The organism is Pseudomonas fluorescens (assembly GCF_902497775.2).
Lineage (GTDB): Bacteria > Pseudomonadota > Gammaproteobacteria > Pseudomonadales > Pseudomonadaceae > Aquipseudomonas > Aquipseudomonas putida_F.
In genome coordinates, this window is the sequence record NZ_OZ024668.1 from 626,504 (window position 1) to 642,642 (window position 16,139).

The 16,139-nt window shown below is 63.3% G+C and carries 16 protein-coding genes; 8 read left to right on the forward strand and 8 right to left on the reverse strand.

Annotation, left to right across the window (positions count from 1 at the left end):
- Positions 1-45 precede the first annotated feature (45 nt).
- From F8N82_RS03015 to F8N82_RS03035, 5 genes are all read right to left on the reverse strand, one after another.
- The gene (locus tag F8N82_RS03015; RefSeq protein WP_038999023.1) at positions 46-1,077 is read right to left on the reverse strand and encodes an AbrB family transcriptional regulator; all 1,032 of its coding nucleotides are present in this window, start codon (positions 1,075-1,077) and stop codon (positions 46-48) included.
- Entirely contained in the window at positions 1,070-2,584 is a 1,515-nt protein-coding gene (locus F8N82_RS03020) for a tripartite tricarboxylate transporter permease (RefSeq protein ID WP_038999024.1), read from the reverse strand. The genes F8N82_RS03015 and F8N82_RS03020 overlap by 8 nt, the downstream gene beginning before the upstream one ends.
- Before the next feature lies 1 nt (position 2,585).
- On the reverse strand, positions 2,586-3,044 hold the full coding sequence (locus F8N82_RS03025; RefSeq protein ID WP_038999026.1) for a tripartite tricarboxylate transporter TctB family protein: 459 nt from the start codon (positions 3,042-3,044) through the stop codon (positions 2,586-2,588).
- A 71-nt stretch (positions 3,045-3,115) separates the two neighbouring features.
- Complete coding sequence (locus F8N82_RS03030) at positions 3,116-4,096, reverse strand: Bug family tripartite tricarboxylate transporter substrate binding protein (RefSeq protein WP_038999028.1); 981 nt, start codon at positions 4,094-4,096, stop codon at positions 3,116-3,118.
- A gap of 34 nt (positions 4,097-4,130) precedes the next feature.
- Positions 4,131-5,420 (reverse strand): OprD family porin, encoded by a 1,290-nt coding sequence (locus F8N82_RS03035; RefSeq protein WP_338918602.1) that lies wholly within the window; start codon positions 5,418-5,420, stop codon positions 4,131-4,133.
- Positions 5,421-5,621: 201 nt separating this feature from the next.
- On the opposite strand from F8N82_RS03035, the gene F8N82_RS03040 reads away from it, so the two are divergent.
- Together F8N82_RS03040 and F8N82_RS03045 are read left to right on the forward strand one after the other, a co-directional pair.
- A complete protein-coding gene (locus F8N82_RS03040; RefSeq protein ID WP_038999032.1) occupies positions 5,622-6,293 on the forward strand; it encodes a response regulator in 672 nt (223 codons plus the stop codon).
- Positions 6,286-7,665, forward strand: coding sequence for a sensor histidine kinase (locus F8N82_RS03045; protein ID WP_038999034.1), 1,380 nt, complete (start codon positions 6,286-6,288; stop codon positions 7,663-7,665). The genes F8N82_RS03040 and F8N82_RS03045 overlap by 8 nt, the downstream gene beginning before the upstream one ends.
- On the opposite strand, the gene F8N82_RS03050 is transcribed toward F8N82_RS03045, so the two are convergent.
- Both F8N82_RS03050 and F8N82_RS03055 read right to left on the reverse strand, forming a co-directional pair.
- Entirely contained in the window at positions 7,662-8,468 is an 807-nt protein-coding gene (locus F8N82_RS03050; RefSeq protein WP_038999035.1) for an HDOD domain-containing protein, read from the reverse strand. The genes F8N82_RS03045 and F8N82_RS03050 overlap by 4 nt on opposite strands.
- A 55-nt stretch (positions 8,469-8,523) precedes the next feature.
- Positions 8,524-9,465, reverse strand: a complete 942-nt coding sequence (locus F8N82_RS03055; protein ID WP_038999037.1) for a YgfZ/GcvT domain-containing protein — start codon at positions 9,463-9,465, stop codon at positions 8,524-8,526.
- Between the two features lie 165 nt (positions 9,466-9,630).
- On the opposite strand from F8N82_RS03055, the gene F8N82_RS03060 reads away from it, so the two are divergent.
- Entirely contained in the window at positions 9,631-9,885 is a 255-nt protein-coding gene (locus tag F8N82_RS03060; RefSeq protein ID WP_095162238.1) for a succinate dehydrogenase assembly factor 2, read from the forward strand.
- A complete protein-coding gene (locus F8N82_RS03065; protein WP_095162241.1) occupies positions 9,869-10,321 on the forward strand; it encodes a protein YgfX in 453 nt (150 codons plus the stop codon). Before F8N82_RS03060 ends, F8N82_RS03065 begins: the two co-directional genes overlap by 17 nt.
- On the opposite strand, the gene nadB is transcribed toward F8N82_RS03065, so the two are convergent.
- Positions 10,290-11,906 (reverse strand): L-aspartate oxidase, encoded by a 1,617-nt coding sequence (gene nadB, locus F8N82_RS03070; protein WP_038999039.1) that lies wholly within the window; start codon positions 11,904-11,906, stop codon positions 10,290-10,292. The two genes, F8N82_RS03065 and nadB, sit on opposite strands and share 32 nt — an antisense overlap.
- A 432-nt stretch (positions 11,907-12,338) precedes the next feature.
- Here nadB and rpoE point away from each other — a divergent pair, with 432 nt between their 5' ends.
- The 4 genes from rpoE to F8N82_RS03090 all read left to right on the forward strand — a co-directional run bounded on the left by rpoE (position 12,339) and on the right by F8N82_RS03090 (position 16,122).
- Positions 12,339-12,920 (forward strand): RNA polymerase sigma factor RpoE, encoded by a 582-nt coding sequence (gene rpoE / locus F8N82_RS03075; RefSeq protein WP_010220971.1) that lies wholly within the window; start codon positions 12,339-12,341, stop codon positions 12,918-12,920.
- A 31-nt stretch (positions 12,921-12,951) separates the two neighbouring features.
- Positions 12,952-13,542 carry an RseA family anti-sigma factor gene (locus F8N82_RS03080; RefSeq protein ID WP_038999040.1) on the forward strand — a complete coding sequence of 197 codons (591 nt, stop codon included), beginning with the start codon at positions 12,952-12,954 and terminating at the stop codon, positions 13,540-13,542.
- 12 nt (positions 13,543-13,554) lie between these two features.
- Entirely contained in the window at positions 13,555-14,520 is a 966-nt protein-coding gene (locus F8N82_RS03085) for a MucB/RseB C-terminal domain-containing protein (protein WP_038999041.1), read from the forward strand.
- A gap of 171 nt (positions 14,521-14,691) precedes the next feature.
- Positions 14,692-16,122: a DegQ family serine endoprotease gene (locus F8N82_RS03090; protein ID WP_038999042.1), complete on the forward strand. Its 1,431-nt coding sequence runs from the start codon at positions 14,692-14,694 to the stop codon at positions 16,120-16,122.
- The last annotated feature ends 17 nt before the right edge of the window (positions 16,123-16,139 follow it).

The following is a 16,139-nucleotide window of genomic DNA, read 5'->3' on the forward strand; positions in this document are numbered from 1 at the left end:
CAGCGCAATGAAAAAGAGGAAGCCTTGGCTTCCTCTTTTTTTGCTTCAGTCGCAGCGTTTGTCCCAATGCCTGAACAAGGGCTCGGCCAGAAACAGCACGAACAGCAAACGCATCACTTGCAGTGCCGTCACCAGCGGTACCGACAGCTGCAGGGTTTCGGCGGTCAGGCTCATTTCAGCGATGCCGCCGGGCATCATGCCCAGGGTCAGCGAGCGCAGGTCGAGGTTGGTCATGACGCTGAGCACGCAGGCGGCAGCGCCAGCGATCAGCATGGTCAAGGCCGTGGCGATCAACGTTCGGCCGAGAAACGACGGTGCGCGGCGAAAGAACGCGCGGTTGAAGTGACACCCCAGGCCGCTGCCGATCAGCCATTGGCCGATCTGGCTGGCACCATCGGGCAGGGCAACCTGCAGGTTGGCGCTGACACTGACCACCGCCGCCACCAGCAACGGCCCGAACAGCCAGGGGTTGGGTTGCTTCAAGCGTTGCCAGCCCAGGGCCAGCAACACCCCCAGCGGGCAGATCAGCGCCAGCCAGCCCCAGTGGACGCTGCCGGTGTGGGTCAGCGGTACGCCATTGCCGAGCAGGAACTTGAACAGCGCCGGCACGCACAACACCACCGCCAGCACCCGCAAACTTTGCGCTGCCGCCACCTGGCTGAGCACCGCACCGTTACGGGCGCCGAGGTTGACCATCTCCCCGGAGCCGCCCGGCATGCTGGAAAAGAACGCCGTGGCGCGGTCTTCGCCGGTACGCCTGAGCAACCACACCCCGACCACGCTGGAAACACTGGTGATCAGCGCCCCGCAGAAGATCAAACCGAAGTTGCTCGCCACCTGCTCGACCACCGCCGGGGTGAAGTGCAGGCCGATACCGATGCCGATGATCCACTGCCCGCACTTGCGCCCTCCGGGGATCTCGCTCAGTTGCCAGGGCGTCAGGCAACGCACCAGGATGATCGCCAGCAACGAGCCGACCATCCAGGGCAGTGGCCAGCCGACCCTGCTTGCGAGGTAACCGCCAACCAGGCCGACCAGGCCGGTGGCCCAGTACAGTTTCAGCCGGCCATCAGACATCGGCCAGGGCACGGCGCTGAAGGCTGCGCTTGCGCCAGATGCGCAGTAGCGGCAGGAGCATCATGGCAATGGTCAGGGCCCAGACGCTCATGCTGATCGGGCTCGACCAGAGGATGTCCAGCGCGCCGTTGGAGATCGACAGCGCACGACGCAGGTTCTGCTCCATCAGCCCGCCGAGGATGAACCCCAGGAGGATCGGCGACAGCGGGAAGTCCAGCTTGCGCAGGATATAGCCGAAGATGCCGATGCCGATCATCAGGAACAGGTCGAAGGTGGTGGCATGCACGGCGTACACACCGATCGCGGTGATGATCGCGATCACCGGCACCAGCGCCCAGTTCGGCACGGCGAGGATGCGGGTGAAGATGCGGATCATCGGGATGTTGAGGATCACCAGCATGATGTTGGCGATGAACAACGACGCGATCAGGCCCCAGACGATGTCCGGCTGCTGTTCGAACAGCATTGGGCCCGGGGTGATGTTGTACAGGGTCAGGGCGCCGATCATCACGGCAGTGGTGCCAGAACCTGGGACGCCGAGGGTCAGCATCGGCACCAGGGCGCCGCAGCAGGAGGCGCCGATCGCGGTTTCCGGGGCGGCCAGGCCGCGTTTGTCGCCCTTGCCGAAGGTGCCGCTGGCACCGGCGATGCGTTTCTCGGTCATGTAGGCCACGGCGCTGGCCAGGGTGGCGCCGGCACCGGGCAGCACGCCCATGATGAAACCGAGCAGGCCGCAGCGAATGTTGACGAAGAATACCGAGGCCGCTTCCTTGACGTTGAACAGCATGCGCCCGGTGGCTTTCACCGCTTCGTGGCCGTGGTGGGTTTTTTCCAGCAGCAGGAGGATCTCGCTGATGGAGAACAGCCCCAGGACCAGCACGACAAACTGGATGCCGTCGGCCAGGTGCACGCTGTCGCCGGTAAAGCGGTAGACGCCGCTGTTGGCGTCGATGCCAATGCTGGAGAGAAACAGCCCGATCAGCGCCGCGATGAAGGTTTTCAATGGTCGGTCACCGGCCATGCCACCGAGACAGACGATGGCGAACACCATCAACACGAAATACTCCGCCGGGCCGAAGGCGATCGCCCACTTCGCCAACAGCGGCGCGAACAGCACCATGCCGCAGGTGGCGATAAAGGCACCGATGAACGAGCTCCAGGCCGACAGCGACAGCGCTACGCCGGCCAGGCCCTGGCGGGCCATGGGGTAGCCGTCGAGGGTGGTCATCACCGTCGAGGCTTCGCCGGGGATGTTGAGCAGGATCGAGCTGATCCGCCCGCCGTATTCGCAGCCCAGGTACACCGCTGCCAGCAGGATCAGCGCCGACTCCGGTGGCAGGCCGAGGGCGAAGGCAATCGGGATCAGCAACGCCACGCCGTTGATCGGGCCCAGGCCCGGCAGCAGGCCGACCACAGTGCCAATCAGCGTGCCGCACAGGGCGGTAACCAGGTTGTAGGGGCTCAGGGCGACGCCGAAGCCCTGGCCGAGATAGCCAAGCGTATCCATATCAGTTCTCCAGAACGTCGAGCAGGCCGAGGGGCAGGGGCACGTCCATGACGCGGTCGAACAGCCAGTACAGGGCGATGCTCATCAGGCCGATGATCACCCCGCTGGGCAACCAGCGCCCGCCATACAGGCGCGCCATCGGCACGCCGATGAGGATGCTGCTGACAATGAAGCCCAGCGGCTCGAAGGTGGCGGCGAAGACCAGCAGCAAGGCGACGCAGAGGCCGATCTTGATCAGGGTTTCGCGGTCCAGTTCGGGCTCGTCGTCCTTGTGCACGATGGCCGTGGGGCGAAAGGCCAGGTACACAAGGCCCGCAGCCATCAGGCCGAGCATCAGCAAGGGATAGGCGCGTGGCCCGACCGGTTCGTAGGAAAAGGCTGCCTGGTAGGGCCAGGCCATGACGGCCAGGGCGGCGCACAGCGCCAGTAAAAACAGGGCGAAGAGGCGTTGCAGGATCATTGGGGAATCCTCTTTTCGCGGGGCAAGTGGGAGCGGGCTTGCCCCGCGATGCAGTCCGAAAGGTTGGAGGCTTACTGAATCAAGCCAAATTCCTTGGCCAGGGCCTTGTAGTCAGCCACCTGCTTCTTCACGTAGGTGTCCAGCTCCTGGCCGGTCATGGCGAAGGGGAACAGCTCGCGCTGGTCGCGCAGCTTGGCGAACTCTTCGGAGGCCAGCAGCTTGTCGAACGAGGCTTTCCACCAGTCGTACTCTTCATCGGTCACTTTCGGCCCGAGGTAGAAGCCGCGCACCACCGGCCAGACGATGTCATAGCCCTGTTCCTTGGCGGTGGGGATGTCCTTCATTTCCGGCTCGTCCAGGCGGTTTTCGGCAAACACCGCGAGCAGGCGCATGTCGCCGCTCTGGATGTGCGGCATGGAGTCGGAGATGTCGGTACTGCCGACCTGGATATGCCCGCCGAGCAACGCCGTGGCAATTTCGCCGCCGCCTTCCAGGGCGACATAGCGCAGGTCGCGCGGGTTGATCCCGGCGGCCTTGGCAATCAGTGCGGTCTGCATCCAGTCCTGGCTGCCGACGGTGCCGCCGGAGCCGATCACCACTTTGCTCGGGTCTTTTTTCAGCGCCGCGACCAGGTCGTCGAGGGTTTTGTAGGGTGAATCGTTTTTCACTGCGATGGCACCGTAGCTGGTACCCACCGCCGCCAGCCAGCGCACGGCGTTCTCGTCGAAACGGCCGAACTTGCCTTGGGCCAGGTTCAGCAGCGAACCACTCGACCAGGCCACCAGGGTGCCGGCATCGGCCGGGCGCTGGGCGACTACCGCGTTATAGGCCACCGCGCCGACACCGCCGGGCATGTAGGTGACGCGCATCGGTTTACTGAGGATTTTCTCGTTGACCAGGGCGCTTTGCACCAGCTTGCAGGTCAGGTCGAAACCGCCGCCGGGCGAGGCCGGGGCAATGCATTCAGGACGTTTTGGTTCGCCCGCCAGAACGTTGCCGGCAAGCAGCAGGCAACTGGTGGCGAGGGCAATGCGGCGCAGTGAAAAAGTCATCGTTTCTCTCCGTGAACGTTATTGTTGTCAGGGATTACCACAGCGCAAGGCTGTAACTCACCAGCAGTCGCACTTCGTCGGCATCGCGGGCGAAGTTGGAACGGAAGGTGGCGTTGCGCAGGCGCACGGCGACGTTTTTCAGGGCGCCACTTTGCACCACGTACTTGAACTCGGTGTTGCGTTCCCACTCCTTGCCCTCGCCGCCATCGGCCAGGCTGACATTATCGCCGCTGATGTAGCGGGTCATGAAGGTCAGGCCGGGGATGCCAAGCTTGGTGAAGTCGTAGTCGTAACGGGCTTGCCAGGAACGCTCATCGGCGCCGGCGAAGTCGTTGATCTGCACGAAGTTGACCAGGTACGGGTCGGCGCCATCGACATAGGGGAAGGCAGTATCGCCGGACAGGTGCTGGTAGCCGGCGCTGAGCTTGTGGCCGTTGAGGCCGTAGCTGAGCATGCCGTTGAGTGCGGTGTTGTCGATGTTGCCGCCGCGGGCCTGGCCCTGGTCGTCACTGAAGGCCATGCGCAGGTCGGCGCCGAAGGTGCCCGGGCCCCACGGCTGGGAGGCGATCATGCCGACGAAGTGCTGGCGGTAGACATCATCGAGCTGGGCCCAGTGGTAGCTACCGGTGATTTTGTCGGTGAACGTGTAGTCCAGGCCGGCCATGTCGAAATGGTTGCCGGCCACGGTGCCGAGAAAGCGGCTGTTCTTGTTGTTGAGGGCGATATCCTCGTTGTTGGTGCTGTCGCGGTCACGGGCTTTTTCCAGGCGCCCACCGGTAAAGGTCAGGTTGTTGATCTCGCCCGAGGTCAGCAGGCCGCCCTCGAAGGTCTGCGGCAGGATGCGTCCGTCGTTGGGCTGCAGGGTCGGCAGCTCCGGGATCAGGGTACCGATCTTCAGTTCGGTCGCGGAGATTTTCACCTTGCCGGTCAGGCCGAGCTTGGAATATTCGTCGGCGGCGCGGCCATCGTCGTGGGTGGGCAGCAGGCCGGTGCCGGTGCGGTCGGGGCTGGAGTCGAGCTTGATCCCGAGCATCCCCAGGGCATCCAGGCCGAAACCTACGGTGCCGTCGGTATAGCCCGACTCGAAGTTGAGCATGAAACCCTGGGCCCACTCGTCACGCTTGGATTGCTGGGCGCTGGTGCCATCGCGAAAGTCGCGGTTGAAGTACATGTTGCGGGTTTCGAAGCTCGCCTTGCTGTCATCGAAGAAGGCGGCCTGGCTCAACGGGGCGACGCCGGCAAGGGCGAGGGCGCTGGCAACTGCGGTCTGGCGGGAAGGTAGACGTCGGGTAGGCGCGTACGCCTGCGGCTGCATGGACAGCATCGTGGAGTGACTCCGTTATTGTTCTTATTAGTTCGGACCTTGGGTCCGGTTTTACGGCAAGCAGAGTGAGCCGTGAGAGGATGCTAGGGCGTGAACCTTTCGCTAACCTTTCAGCAGCTTTTGATTGAGGCGAAGGCTTCACAGGCGGGCTGTCGGCTGTACACTCCGCGCCATTGAACGCGACGCAAAGGGGAGAAATCGATGCGTGTGCTGCTCGTCGAAGACCATCTGCAACTGGCCGAAAGCGTGGCCCAGGCCCTGAAAAGCACTGGCCTGACCGTGGATGTGCTGCATGATGGCGTGGCCGCCGACCTGGCCCTGGCCAGCGAGGAATATGCCGTGGCGGTGCTCGATGTCGGCCTGCCGCGCATGGACGGTTTCGAGGTGCTGGCGCGCCTGCGGGCCCGCGGCAAGACCGTGCCGGTGTTGATGCTGACCGCGCGCAGCGACGTCAAGGACCGGGTCCATGGCCTCAATCTGGGCGCCGACGATTATCTGGCCAAGCCCTTCGAACTGACCGAGCTGGAAGCGCGGGTCAAGGCCCTGCTGCGCCGTAGCGTGCTCGGTGGTGAACGCCAGCAGCGCTGCGGGCCGTTGGTCTATGACCTTGATACCCGGCGCTTCACCCTCGGCGAAGAGCTGCTGACCCTGACCTCCCGCGAACAGGCGGTGCTCGAAGCATTGATCGCCCGGCCCGGGCGGGTGATGAGCAAGGAGCAACTGGCCGCCCAGGTGTTCGGCCTGGATGAAGAAGCCAGTGCCGACGCTATCGAGATCTATGTGCACCGCCTGCGCAAGAAGCTCGATGGCCATGCCGTGGTCATCGTCACCTTCAGGGGGCTCGGCTACCTGCTCGAGCACAAAGATGCGTAACAGCGACAGCCTGCGCGGCCGGCTGCTGTGGAACCTGGCGATCCTGCTGGTGGTGCTGATGCTGGCCAGCGGCCTGAGCGCCTACTGGAACGGCCGCGAAGCCGCCGACACCGCCTACGACCGTACCTTGCTGGCCTCGGCGCGGACTATTGCCGCCGGCCTATCGCAGCGCGACGGCACCCTCAGCGCCGACGTGCCTTATGTGGCGCTGGACACCTTCGCCTACGACAGCGCCGGGCGTATCTACTACCAGGTCAATGACATTCACCAACGGCTGATCTCCGGCTACGAAAACCTCCCGGCACCGCCGCCCAACACCCCGCGCACTGACGATTATCCGGCCCTGGCACGCTTCTACAACGCCCGTTACCTGGGCCAGGACGTGCGCGTGGTCAGCCTGCTCAAGGCGGTCAGCGAGCCGAACATGAACGGCATGGCCGAAATTCGTGTGGCCGAAACCGAAGAGGCGCGGGTACGCATGGCCCGCAGCCTGATGGCCGATACCCTGCTGCGCTTGGGCATGCTCGCCCTGGGGGCGCTGATGCTGGTGTGGTTTGCCGTCAGCGCTGCCTTGCGCCCGCTGGAGCGCTTGCGCAGCGCTGTGGAAGAACGCCAGCCGGATGACCTGCGGGCCTTGCCGGTGGTGCAGGTGCAGCGTGAGCTGAGCCCGTTGGTGCGGGCCCTGAACCATTTCACCGAACGCCTGCGCGGCCAGTTCGAACGCCAGGCGCAGTTCATTGCCGAGGCCGCCCATGAGCTGCGCACGCCTCTGGCGGCGCTCAAGGCGCGGGTCGAGTTGGGGTTACGCTCGAACGAGCCGCAGGTCTGGCGCGAAACCCTGGAGTCTGCGGCGCAAGGCACTGACCGCCTGACGCACCTGGCCAACCAGTTGCTGTCGCTGGCGCGAGTCGAGAACGGCGCCCGGGCGATTGCCGAAGGCGGCGCGCAACTGCTCGACCTCAGCCAGCTGGCTCGTGAACTGGGCATGGCCATGGCGCCGCTGGCACACGCGCGCGGCGTTGCCCTGGCGCTGGAGGCCGAGGTGCCGGTGTGGGTGCGCGGCGAGCCGACGTTGCTCAATGAACTGCTGAGCAATCTGGTGGATAACGCCCTGGCCCATACGCCTCAGGGTGGCAACGTGATTCTGCGGGTCAGTGAACCGGGTATTCTCGAAGTCGAAGACGACGGCCCCGGCATTCCTGAAAACGAGCGGGAAAAGGTCTTCGAACGCTTCTACCGGCGCAGCGCCCAAGGCACTGGCCTGGGCCTGGCGATTGTCGGCGAGATCTGCCGCGCGCACCTGGCGCAGATCAGTTTGCATGATGGCGAGGGCGGCGGCTTGAAAGTGCGGGTCAGCTTCAGCGCCGACTAACGGAACATCGCCTTGGCATTGAGCAGGTCGCTGGCCTGCAGTTCGGTGCCGGTGGGCAGGCCCAGGTGGCGGTAGGCGGGCAGGGCGGCCAGCGGCCGTTCCTTGCTGTTGCTGCTGAGCACCTGGGCGATCTGCACGATATCGACGTAGTCGACCTTGTCGGTGCCGCGGTCCAGATCCTGGATCAGCCCGGGCAGGTGCACCAGTTGCTCGGGGAACTCCCAGACGCTGAGGATCTTGTCGCCCAATGCCGGGTGTATCTGCTCGATCACGTAGTTCAGGCTGACCGGGTCGGACAGCAGCTCGTTGTGTTCTTCGGCATACAGCAGGATCGGCAGCGCACCAATCTGATGAACCAGCCCGGCCAGTGCTGCCTGGTCCGGCTTGAGCTGAGTGAAGCGCAAGCACAGCTCATAGCTGATGCCCGCCACTTCCAGGCTTTTCGCCCAGATATCACGCATCTTTTGCTCAACGACATCGGAGCGGGCATGGAAGATCTGCTCGATCACCAGGCCGATCGCCAGGTTGCAGCTGTAGTTGATGCCCAGGCGGGTGATGGCTGTGTGCAGGTCGGTGACTTCGCTGGCGGCGCGCAGCAGGGGGCTGTTGACCACCTTGATCAGGCGGGCCGACAGCGCTGCATCGCGGCCGATCACCTTGCTCAGGGTGCTGACAGTGATCTCGCTGTCTTCGGCGGCTTCGCGAATGCTCAAGGCCACTTCCGGCAGGGTCGGCAGCACCAGGTCATCGTTGTCGATGGCGCTCAGCAGGTGGGCCTGGATCATCTCGGCCATCTTGTTCATGGTGATTCTCTACCGCAATTGACGAGTGCCCCGCCCGTGCAGGGCGGGAGCAGGCTCAGCGCTGGATTTCGCGATCACGGTCCAGCTCGTAAGGAAGCGTCAGCAGCGCCAGGCGCGGGCCTTCGGGGCTGCCCAGGTGCAGGTTGTTGTCTTGCACGGCATCGGCGGTCAGCACGGCCAGCAGTTCGCTGCCCTGTTCGCTGCGGGCGGCCAGCACCACTTCACCGACAGAGGAATTGTGCGTGGGCGAGAACACTTCGGTGCCAGGCTCCGGCAGGTCGCTCTCGGCCAGGGCTACGCGGTACTGGCGGCGTTTGAGCTTACCCAGGTACTGCATGCGCGCGACGATTTCCTGGCCGGTGTAGCAGCCCTTCTTGAAGCTCACGCCACCGACCGCCTGCAGGTTGATCATCTGCGGGATGAACAGCTCGCGGGTTTGCAGCATGACCTGGCCGATGCCGGCGCGGATCTGGCCGAGCAGCCAGTCGTTGAGCTCGGCCGTGGCCAGCTGTGCCGCCAGTTGCCCTTGCACCGCTGGGGCCTGTTCGGCAGGAACCCACAACTCCACACGCCCGGCCGAGACGGCAATGGCGATCAGGCCGTTGTGACGGGTTACCGCGTCGGTCTGCGCCGGTACTTGCAGGCCCAGGGCCTGCAGGGCGGTGTCACCGTTGTGCAGGCCAAAGCGCACCCAGGCGGCGCTGTCGTCGGTCAGCTTGGCCTTGGAGAACACCGCGTACTTCTTCAGGTCGGCCAGTTGCGGCTCGAGCAGCTCGCGGGTCATCGCCAGCAGGTAGCCGTCGCCCTCGGGGAGGATGCGAAAGCTCGACTGCATGCGGCCCTTGACCATGCAGCGGGCGCCGAGGCTGGCGGTATGCTCGTTGAGATAACTGATGTTGCAGGTCAACTGGCCTTGCAGGAACTTGCCGGCGTCCGAGCCGCGGACGGCGAGAACGCCTTCGTGGGAAAGTGTGCAGAAAAAAGCGGAATCGGCCATGGTTTATCGCAAGGTGATAGGACTGGGGCCCATGATAGAGCGCTGTCGGCAAAATAGGTAGTTGAGTGCGGGCCTCTGTCATTATTTGCTCACATGTCCGGACCAACGTCGCGTGTCCCTCCGGCGTGGGCTCTGTATACTGGCGGCCTATTTTTGGAGGGCTTCATGGTCGAACAAATTGAACTCAACAAGCTCTTTTGGCACAGCCGCCGCGGCATGCTCGAGCTGGACGTGTTGCTGGTTCCTTTCAGCCAGGACGTTTATCCAACCCTGAGCCTGGAAGATCGGCAGCTCTACTGGCGCTTGCTCGGCTGCGAAGACCAGGACATGTTCGGCTGGTTCATGGAGCGCAGCGAATCCGAAGACCCGGAGCTGCAACGCATGGTTCGCATCATCCTGGACCGTGTCCAGCCCAAGTGAGCGCTTCGAATGTCGCTGGCAGGGCTCCAGGGTCCTGCTGGCGGCCTACCTGGCCAGCTTGCTGCTGGCTTTGCTGGCCCTGAGCCTGCTGCAGGTTCCCCTGTGGATGCGCCTGACGGCCATTGCCTTGTGCCTGCTGCACGGCGCCTGGATCGTCCCCCGGCGCATTCTGCTGACCCATCCTGACGCCATTACCGCACTGCGCCGCGATGCTCACGGCTGGCAGTTGTTCAGCCGCGCCCAGGGCTGGCAGGCCGTGCAGCTCAAGCCCGATAGCCTGGCCTTGCCCGGCTGGGTGGTGCTGCGTTTTCGCAGGGCCGGGCGGCGTTTCAGTGAGGGGCAGTGCATCGCGTTCGACGCGCTGGAGCCGGTGCAACACCGGCGCCTGCGCTTGCGCCTGAAGTTCAGTCGGCGTAGGTGGGTGGCTGCAGGATAGTGTCGCGGGCTTCATCGAGCATGCCTGGGTAGTCCAGGGTGTAGTGCAGGCCGCGGCTTTCCTTGCGCTGCATGGCCGAGCGGATCATCAATTCGGCAACCTGGGCCAGGTTGCGCAATTCGATCAGGTCGCGGCTGACCTTGTAGTTGCTGTAGAACTCGTCGATTTCATCGAGCAGCAGGCGCACCCGATGTTCGGCACGTTGCAGGCGCTTGTTGGTACGCACGATGCCCACGTAGTCCCACATGAAGCGCCGCAGTTCGTCCCAGTTGTGCGCGATGATCACGTCTTCGTCCGAATCGGTCACTTGGCTGGCATCCCAGCAGGGCAGCGCCTGGGGCATGTCGACCTGGTCGAGGCGGGCGACGATATCGTTGGCGGCCGAGCGGCCGTAGACGAAGCATTCGAGCAGCGAATTGCTGGCCATGCGATTGGCGCCGTGCAGGCCGGTAAAGCTGGTTTCGCCGATGGCGTACAGGCTCGGCACGTCGGTCAGGCCTTGCTCGTCGACCATGACCCCACCGCAGGTGTAGTGGGCGGCCGGCACCACCGGGATCGGCTGGCGGGTGATGTCGATGCCGAAGGTCAGGCAGCGTTCGTAAACGGTGGGGAAGTGGCTTTTGATGAATTCGGCCGGCTTGTGGCTGATGTCCAGGTAGACGCAGTCCACCCCCAGGCGCTTCATTTCATGGTCGATGGCGCGGGCGACGATGTCGCGCGGGGCCAGTTCTTCACGTGGGTCGAAGCGCGGCATGAAACGCTCGCCATTGGGCAGCTTGAGCAGGCCGCCTTCGCCGCGCAGGGCTTCGGTGATCAAAAAACTCTTGGCCTGCGGGTGGTACAGGCAAGTCGGGTGGAACTGGTTGAACTCAAGGTTGGCCACCCGGCAACCGGCGCGCCAGGCCATGGCAATGCCATCGCCGCAGGCGCCGTCGGGGTTGCTGGTGTACAGGTAGACCTTGGCCGCGCCGCCGGTCGCCAGCACGGTAAAGCGGGCGCCGAAGGTGTCGACTTCGCCGCTATTGCGGTCCAGGACATAAGCTCCCAGGCAGCGATCGCCGTCCTGGCCCAGGCGCCGCTCGGTGATCAGGTCGACCGCCACGCGCTGCTCCAGCAACTCGATGTTCGGGCGCAGCCGCGCTTGGGCCAGCAAAGTGGTAAAGATCGCCGCCCCCGTGGCGTCGGCGGCGTGGATGATGCGCCGATGGCTGTGGCCGCCTTCGCGGGTCAGGTGGAACTCAAAGCCGCTTTCTTCATCACCGGCGTGTTCGTCGCGGGTAAACGGTACGCCTTGGTCGATCAGCCACTGGATCGCTTCACGGCTATGCTCAACAGTGAAGCGCACGGCGTCTTCATGGCACAGGCCGCCACCGGCATTGAGGGTGTCTTCGACGTGGGATTGCACCGTGTCGGTGTCGTCCAGCACCGCAGCCACGCCGCCCTGGGCCCAGAAGGTCGAGCCATTGGCGAGGTCGCCCTTGCTGAGCACGGCGACGCGCAGGTGACCGGGGAGGGTCAGGGCCAGGCTGAGGCCGGCGGCGCCGCTGCCGATCACGAGAACATCATGTTGGAATTGTTGGCTCATGTCAGGACACTAGTATCTGAAGAGGGGGATCGGCACAATAGTCAGGCGCTTATGGCATTGTGAAACTATCGTGAATCTGGACCGGCTGCCTTTATAGCAGCCCCAAGGCCCTGATTTCCAATGGCGCTTGCGCAGTCCAGGCGGCCTTTTGTGGGAACTTTCCGTGGTACACGGATATCCATAGAAGGATGCCCGCACGCCACAATGCCGCGGCGACGTATGGCAGGCGCCCCTTGAAGGCACTGTTTGCGTATTCGAGATCCGATTATCGACGCAGCCGGCCGTGACCGCGCTGCGTTTTTCGTGCGAGCCGACCAAGGGCCGCAGGAAACTTGCTTGGAGGGGAGAACTTTTGCGCAAAGCCCGAGTCTATGGTTGCAAGCCTGAACGATGGCTGGTGCAACGCTCCTTCGAGTTCACTGAGGAGTGTTCATGCTAACCCAGGAAGAGGATCAGCAGCTTGTCGAGCGCGTGCAGCGTGGCGACAGGCGAGCGTTCGATCTGTTGGTGCTGAAGTATCAGCACAAGATTCTCGGGTTGATCGTGCGTTTTGTACACGACACCCATGAAGCCCAGGATGTGGCGCAGGAAGCTTTCATCAAGGCTTACCGGGCGCTTGGTAATTTTCGCGGTGACAGCGCCTTTTATACCTGGCTGTACCGCATTGCCATCAACACGGCAAAAAACTATCTGGTGTCCCGCGGTCGGCGGCCACCGGACAGCGATGTAAGTTCCGAGGATGCGGAATTTTACGACGGCGATCACGGCCTCAAGGATCTGGAGTCCCCCGAGCGCGCGTTGTTGCGAGATGAGATCGAAGGCACCGTCCATCGGACCATCCAGCAACTGCCAGAAGATTTACGTACGGCGTTAACTTTACGTGAATTCGATGGTCTGAGTTACGAGGACATTGCGAGCGTCATGCAGTGTCCGGTGGGTACCGTGCGCTCTCGAATCTTCCGCGCTCGGGAGGCCATAGACAAAGCCCTGCAGCCGTTGTTGCAGGAAACCTGAGACAGCGGCGACAGCCAAGAGAGGAACCGCCATGAGTCGTGAAGCTTTGCAGGAATCGCTGTCCGCGGTGATGGATAACGAAGCGGACGAACTGGAATTACGTCGGGTATTGAACGCCGTCGATGATCCCGAAACCCGTGCCACCTGGTCGCGTTACCAGGTAGCTCGTGCAGCCATGCACAAGGAGCTGGTACTGCCACAGCTGGATATCGCTTCGGCCGTATCCGCCGCGCTGGCCGATGAAGCCGCTCCCGCCAAGGTCTCCCGTGGACCATGGCGCAGCCTGGGCCGCCTGGCCGTCGCCGCTTCGGTGACCGTCGCGGTACTGGCCGGTGTACGCCTGTACAACCAGGACGAAATCAGCGGAGCCCAGCTGGCTGCCCAGCAACCGGCACAGCAAGGTCTGAGCTTGCCACAAGCACAAGGCCCGGCCGTACTGGCAGGCTATAGTGAAAGTGCAGAACAGCCAGGCCCGATGGCCAACGGCGTGCTGCAAGGGCAAACCGGCTGGCACGACCAGCGTCTGCCTGGCTACCTGCGTCAGCATGCTCAGGAAGCAGCCCTCAAGGGTACCGAGAGCGCTTTGCCGTATGCACGTGCGGCCAGCCTGGAAAATCGCTAAGTAAGGAGGATCATGCGCGCGCTACCTCTCATACCGCTGCTGCTTAGTGGCTGGTTGACGCTACCGGCCCTTGCCGCCAACTCCTCTGCGCAGGCAAGTGACTGGCTCAAGCGTCTGGCCCAGGCCGAGCAACAGCAGAGTTATCAGGGTACTTTCGTTTACGAGCGTAACGGTAGCTTCTCCACCCACGATATCTGGCATCGCGTCCAGAATGGCAAAGTCAGCGAGCGGCTATTGCAGCTCGATGGCTCGGCTCAGGAAGTCGTGCGTGTCGATGGGCAGACCCAGTGCGTAAGCGGGGCCTTGGTGCCGGGGGTGGCCAACACGCCGGAGTCTGCGGCGCGCGTGCTTGATCCTTTGAAACTGATGAGCTGGTACGACCTCGGGGTCGCCGGCAAATCCAGGGTGGCAGACCGTGAAGCGGTGATTGTCACCCTGACCCCGCGTGATCAACACCGTTATGCCTTCGAGTTGCACCTGGATCGCCAGACCGGGCTGGCGCTCAAGTCGTTGATGCTCGACGACAGTGGGCGTTTGCTGGAGCGCTTCCAGTTCACCCGTCTGGATACCGCCGATGCGCCATCCGACGAAGAGCTCAAGGCCAGTGGTATCTGCAAGCCGGTCGCCCAGGTAACTGCGCAGGCAGCCCAACCGGTCACTGGCTGGCGTTCAGACTGGTTGCCGCCTGGTTTCGAGCTGATCACCAGTTCCGTGCGCAAGGATCCGCAGAGCAAGAACGCGGTCAGCAGCCTGATGTATGACGATGGCCTGGCGCGCTTTTCAGTGTTCGTCGAAGCCCTCGATAAAGGCACTGCCGCCGATATTCGCACGCAACTGGGCCCGACCGTCGCCGTCTCGCGGCGCCTGACCACGCCCCAGGGCGAAATGATGGTCACGGTGGTGGGCGAGATCCCCATCGGTACCGCCGAGCGTATCGCGCTGTCCATGCGCGCCCAGGATGCCCAGGCAAAAAAATGAGGCGCAAGCAATGAGGCTGACAGGTCGAGGATTGCTTGGCTGACATGATTGGCAAGCTTTGCAGTTTGCAAAATCTCCAGAATTTTTCTATAGGTCAGTCCTTTCGGGGTCTGGCCTTTCCTGCTTCTGCAGGTCCCTACTGCTAACCACGCTCGTTGTGACGGGAGCCGTATGTCAATACCACGCTTGAAAACCTACCTATCGATGGTCGCTGCCGTGTTCATGCTCGGTCAGGCGCTCACCGCCCAGGCCGAAGCCCTGCCGGACTTCACCACCCTGGTCGAACAGGCTTCGCCTGCGGTGGTGAACATCAGTACCAAGCAGAAACTGCCGGACCGCAAGTACGCCGCAGGTCAAGTGCCTGACCTCGAAGGCTTGCCGCCGATGTTCCGCGAATTCTTCGAACGCAACATGCCGCAGACCCCGCGCTCGCCGCGCGGCGATCGCCAGCGTGAGGCGCAATCGTTGGGTTCGGGCTTCATCATCTCCAGCGACGGTTATGTGCTGACCAATAACCACGTGGTCGCCGATGCCGACGAGATCATCGTCCGCCTGTCGGACCGCAGCGAGTTGCAGGCCAAGCTGGTCGGCACCGACCCGCGCACCGACGTGGCCCTGCTCAAGGTCGAAGGCAAGGACCTGCCGACCGTCAAGCTGGGTGACTCCGAGAAGCTCAAGGTCGGTGAGTGGGTGCTGGCCATCGGTTCGCCGTTCGGTTTCGACCACTCGGTGACCAAAGGTATCGTCAGTGCCAAGGGCCGTACCCTGCCCAACGACACCTACGTGCCGTTCATCCAGACCGACGTTGCCATCAACCCGGGTAACTCCGGTGGCCCGCTGTTCAACATGAACGGCGAAGTGGTGGGTATCAACTCGCAGATCTTCACCCGTTCCGGCGGCTTCATGGGCCTGTCGTTCGCCATCCCGATCGATGTGGCGCTGGATGTTTCCAACCAGCTGAAGAAAGACGGCAAGGTCAGCCGCGGCTGGTTGGGCGTGGTGATTCAGGAGGTCAACAAGGACCTGGCTGAATCCTTCGGCCTCGACAAGCCGGCCGGTGCCCTGGTCGCCCAGGTCCTGGAAGACGGCCCTGCTGCTAAAGGTGGCCTGCAGGTTGGTGATGTGATCCTGAGCATGAACGGTCAGCCGATCGTTATGTCCGCCGACCTGCCGCATCTGGTCGGTGGCCTCAAGGATGGCGCCAAGGCCAAGCTGGACATCATCCGCAACGGCAAGCGCCAGGCGCTGGACATCACCATCGGCGCACTGCCGGATGAAGATGCCGATATCACCACCAACCCCAATGGCGGCGTCGAGCGCAGCAGCAACCGCCTGGGCGTTTCGGTCTCCGACCTGACCGCCGAGCAGAAGAAAGCCCTTGAGCTCAAGGGCGGCGTGGTGATCAAGGAAGTCCAGGATGGTCCGGCGGCGCTGATCGGCCTGCGTCCGGGCGATGTCATCAGTCACCTGAACAACCAGGCGATCCTCTCGGCCAAGCAGTTCACCGAAATCGCCAAGGAACTGCCGAAGAACCGTTCAGTGTCGATGCGTGTCCTGCGTCAGGGTCGCGCCAGCTTCATCACCTTCAAACTGGCTGAATAAGCCGGGTTGAGCAGAAA

What these genes read in the sequence shown, in the direction of transcription:
- F8N82_RS03015 (WP_038999023.1), bottom strand. Translation starts at nt 1,077, where the DNA reads ATGTCTGATGGCCGGCTGAAACTGTACTGGGCCACCGGCCTGGTCGGC.
- F8N82_RS03020 (WP_038999024.1), bottom strand. Translation starts at nt 2,584, where the DNA reads ATGGATACGCTTGGCTATCTCGGCCAGGGCTTCGGCGTCGCCCTGAGC.
- F8N82_RS03025 (WP_038999026.1), bottom strand. Translation starts at nt 3,044, where the DNA reads ATGATCCTGCAACGCCTCTTCGCCCTGTTTTTACTGGCGCTGTGCGCC.
- F8N82_RS03030 (WP_038999028.1), bottom strand. Translation starts at nt 4,096, where the DNA reads ATGACTTTTTCACTGCGCCGCATTGCCCTCGCCACCAGTTGCCTGCTG.
- F8N82_RS03035 (WP_338918602.1), bottom strand. Translation starts at nt 5,420, where the DNA reads ATGCTGTCCATGCAGCCGCAGGCGTACGCGCCTACCCGACGTCTACCT.
- F8N82_RS03040 (WP_038999032.1), top strand. Translation starts at nt 5,622, where the DNA reads ATGCGTGTGCTGCTCGTCGAAGACCATCTGCAACTGGCCGAAAGCGTG.
- F8N82_RS03045 (WP_038999034.1), top strand. Translation starts at nt 6,286, where the DNA reads ATGCGTAACAGCGACAGCCTGCGCGGCCGGCTGCTGTGGAACCTGGCG.
- F8N82_RS03050 (WP_038999035.1), bottom strand. Translation starts at nt 8,468, where the DNA reads ATGAACAAGATGGCCGAGATGATCCAGGCCCACCTGCTGAGCGCCATC.
- F8N82_RS03055 (WP_038999037.1), bottom strand. Translation starts at nt 9,465, where the DNA reads ATGGCCGATTCCGCTTTTTTCTGCACACTTTCCCACGAAGGCGTTCTC.
- F8N82_RS03060 (WP_095162238.1), top strand. Translation starts at nt 9,631, where the DNA reads ATGGTCGAACAAATTGAACTCAACAAGCTCTTTTGGCACAGCCGCCGC.
- nadB (WP_038999039.1), bottom strand. Translation starts at nt 11,906, where the DNA reads ATGAGCCAACAATTCCAACATGATGTTCTCGTGATCGGCAGCGGCGCC.
- rpoE (WP_010220971.1), top strand. Translation starts at nt 12,339, where the DNA reads ATGCTAACCCAGGAAGAGGATCAGCAGCTTGTCGAGCGCGTGCAGCGT.
- F8N82_RS03080 (WP_038999040.1), top strand. Translation starts at nt 12,952, where the DNA reads ATGAGTCGTGAAGCTTTGCAGGAATCGCTGTCCGCGGTGATGGATAAC.
- F8N82_RS03085 (WP_038999041.1), top strand. Translation starts at nt 13,555, where the DNA reads ATGCGCGCGCTACCTCTCATACCGCTGCTGCTTAGTGGCTGGTTGACG.
- F8N82_RS03090 (WP_038999042.1), top strand. Translation starts at nt 14,692, where the DNA reads ATGTCAATACCACGCTTGAAAACCTACCTATCGATGGTCGCTGCCGTG.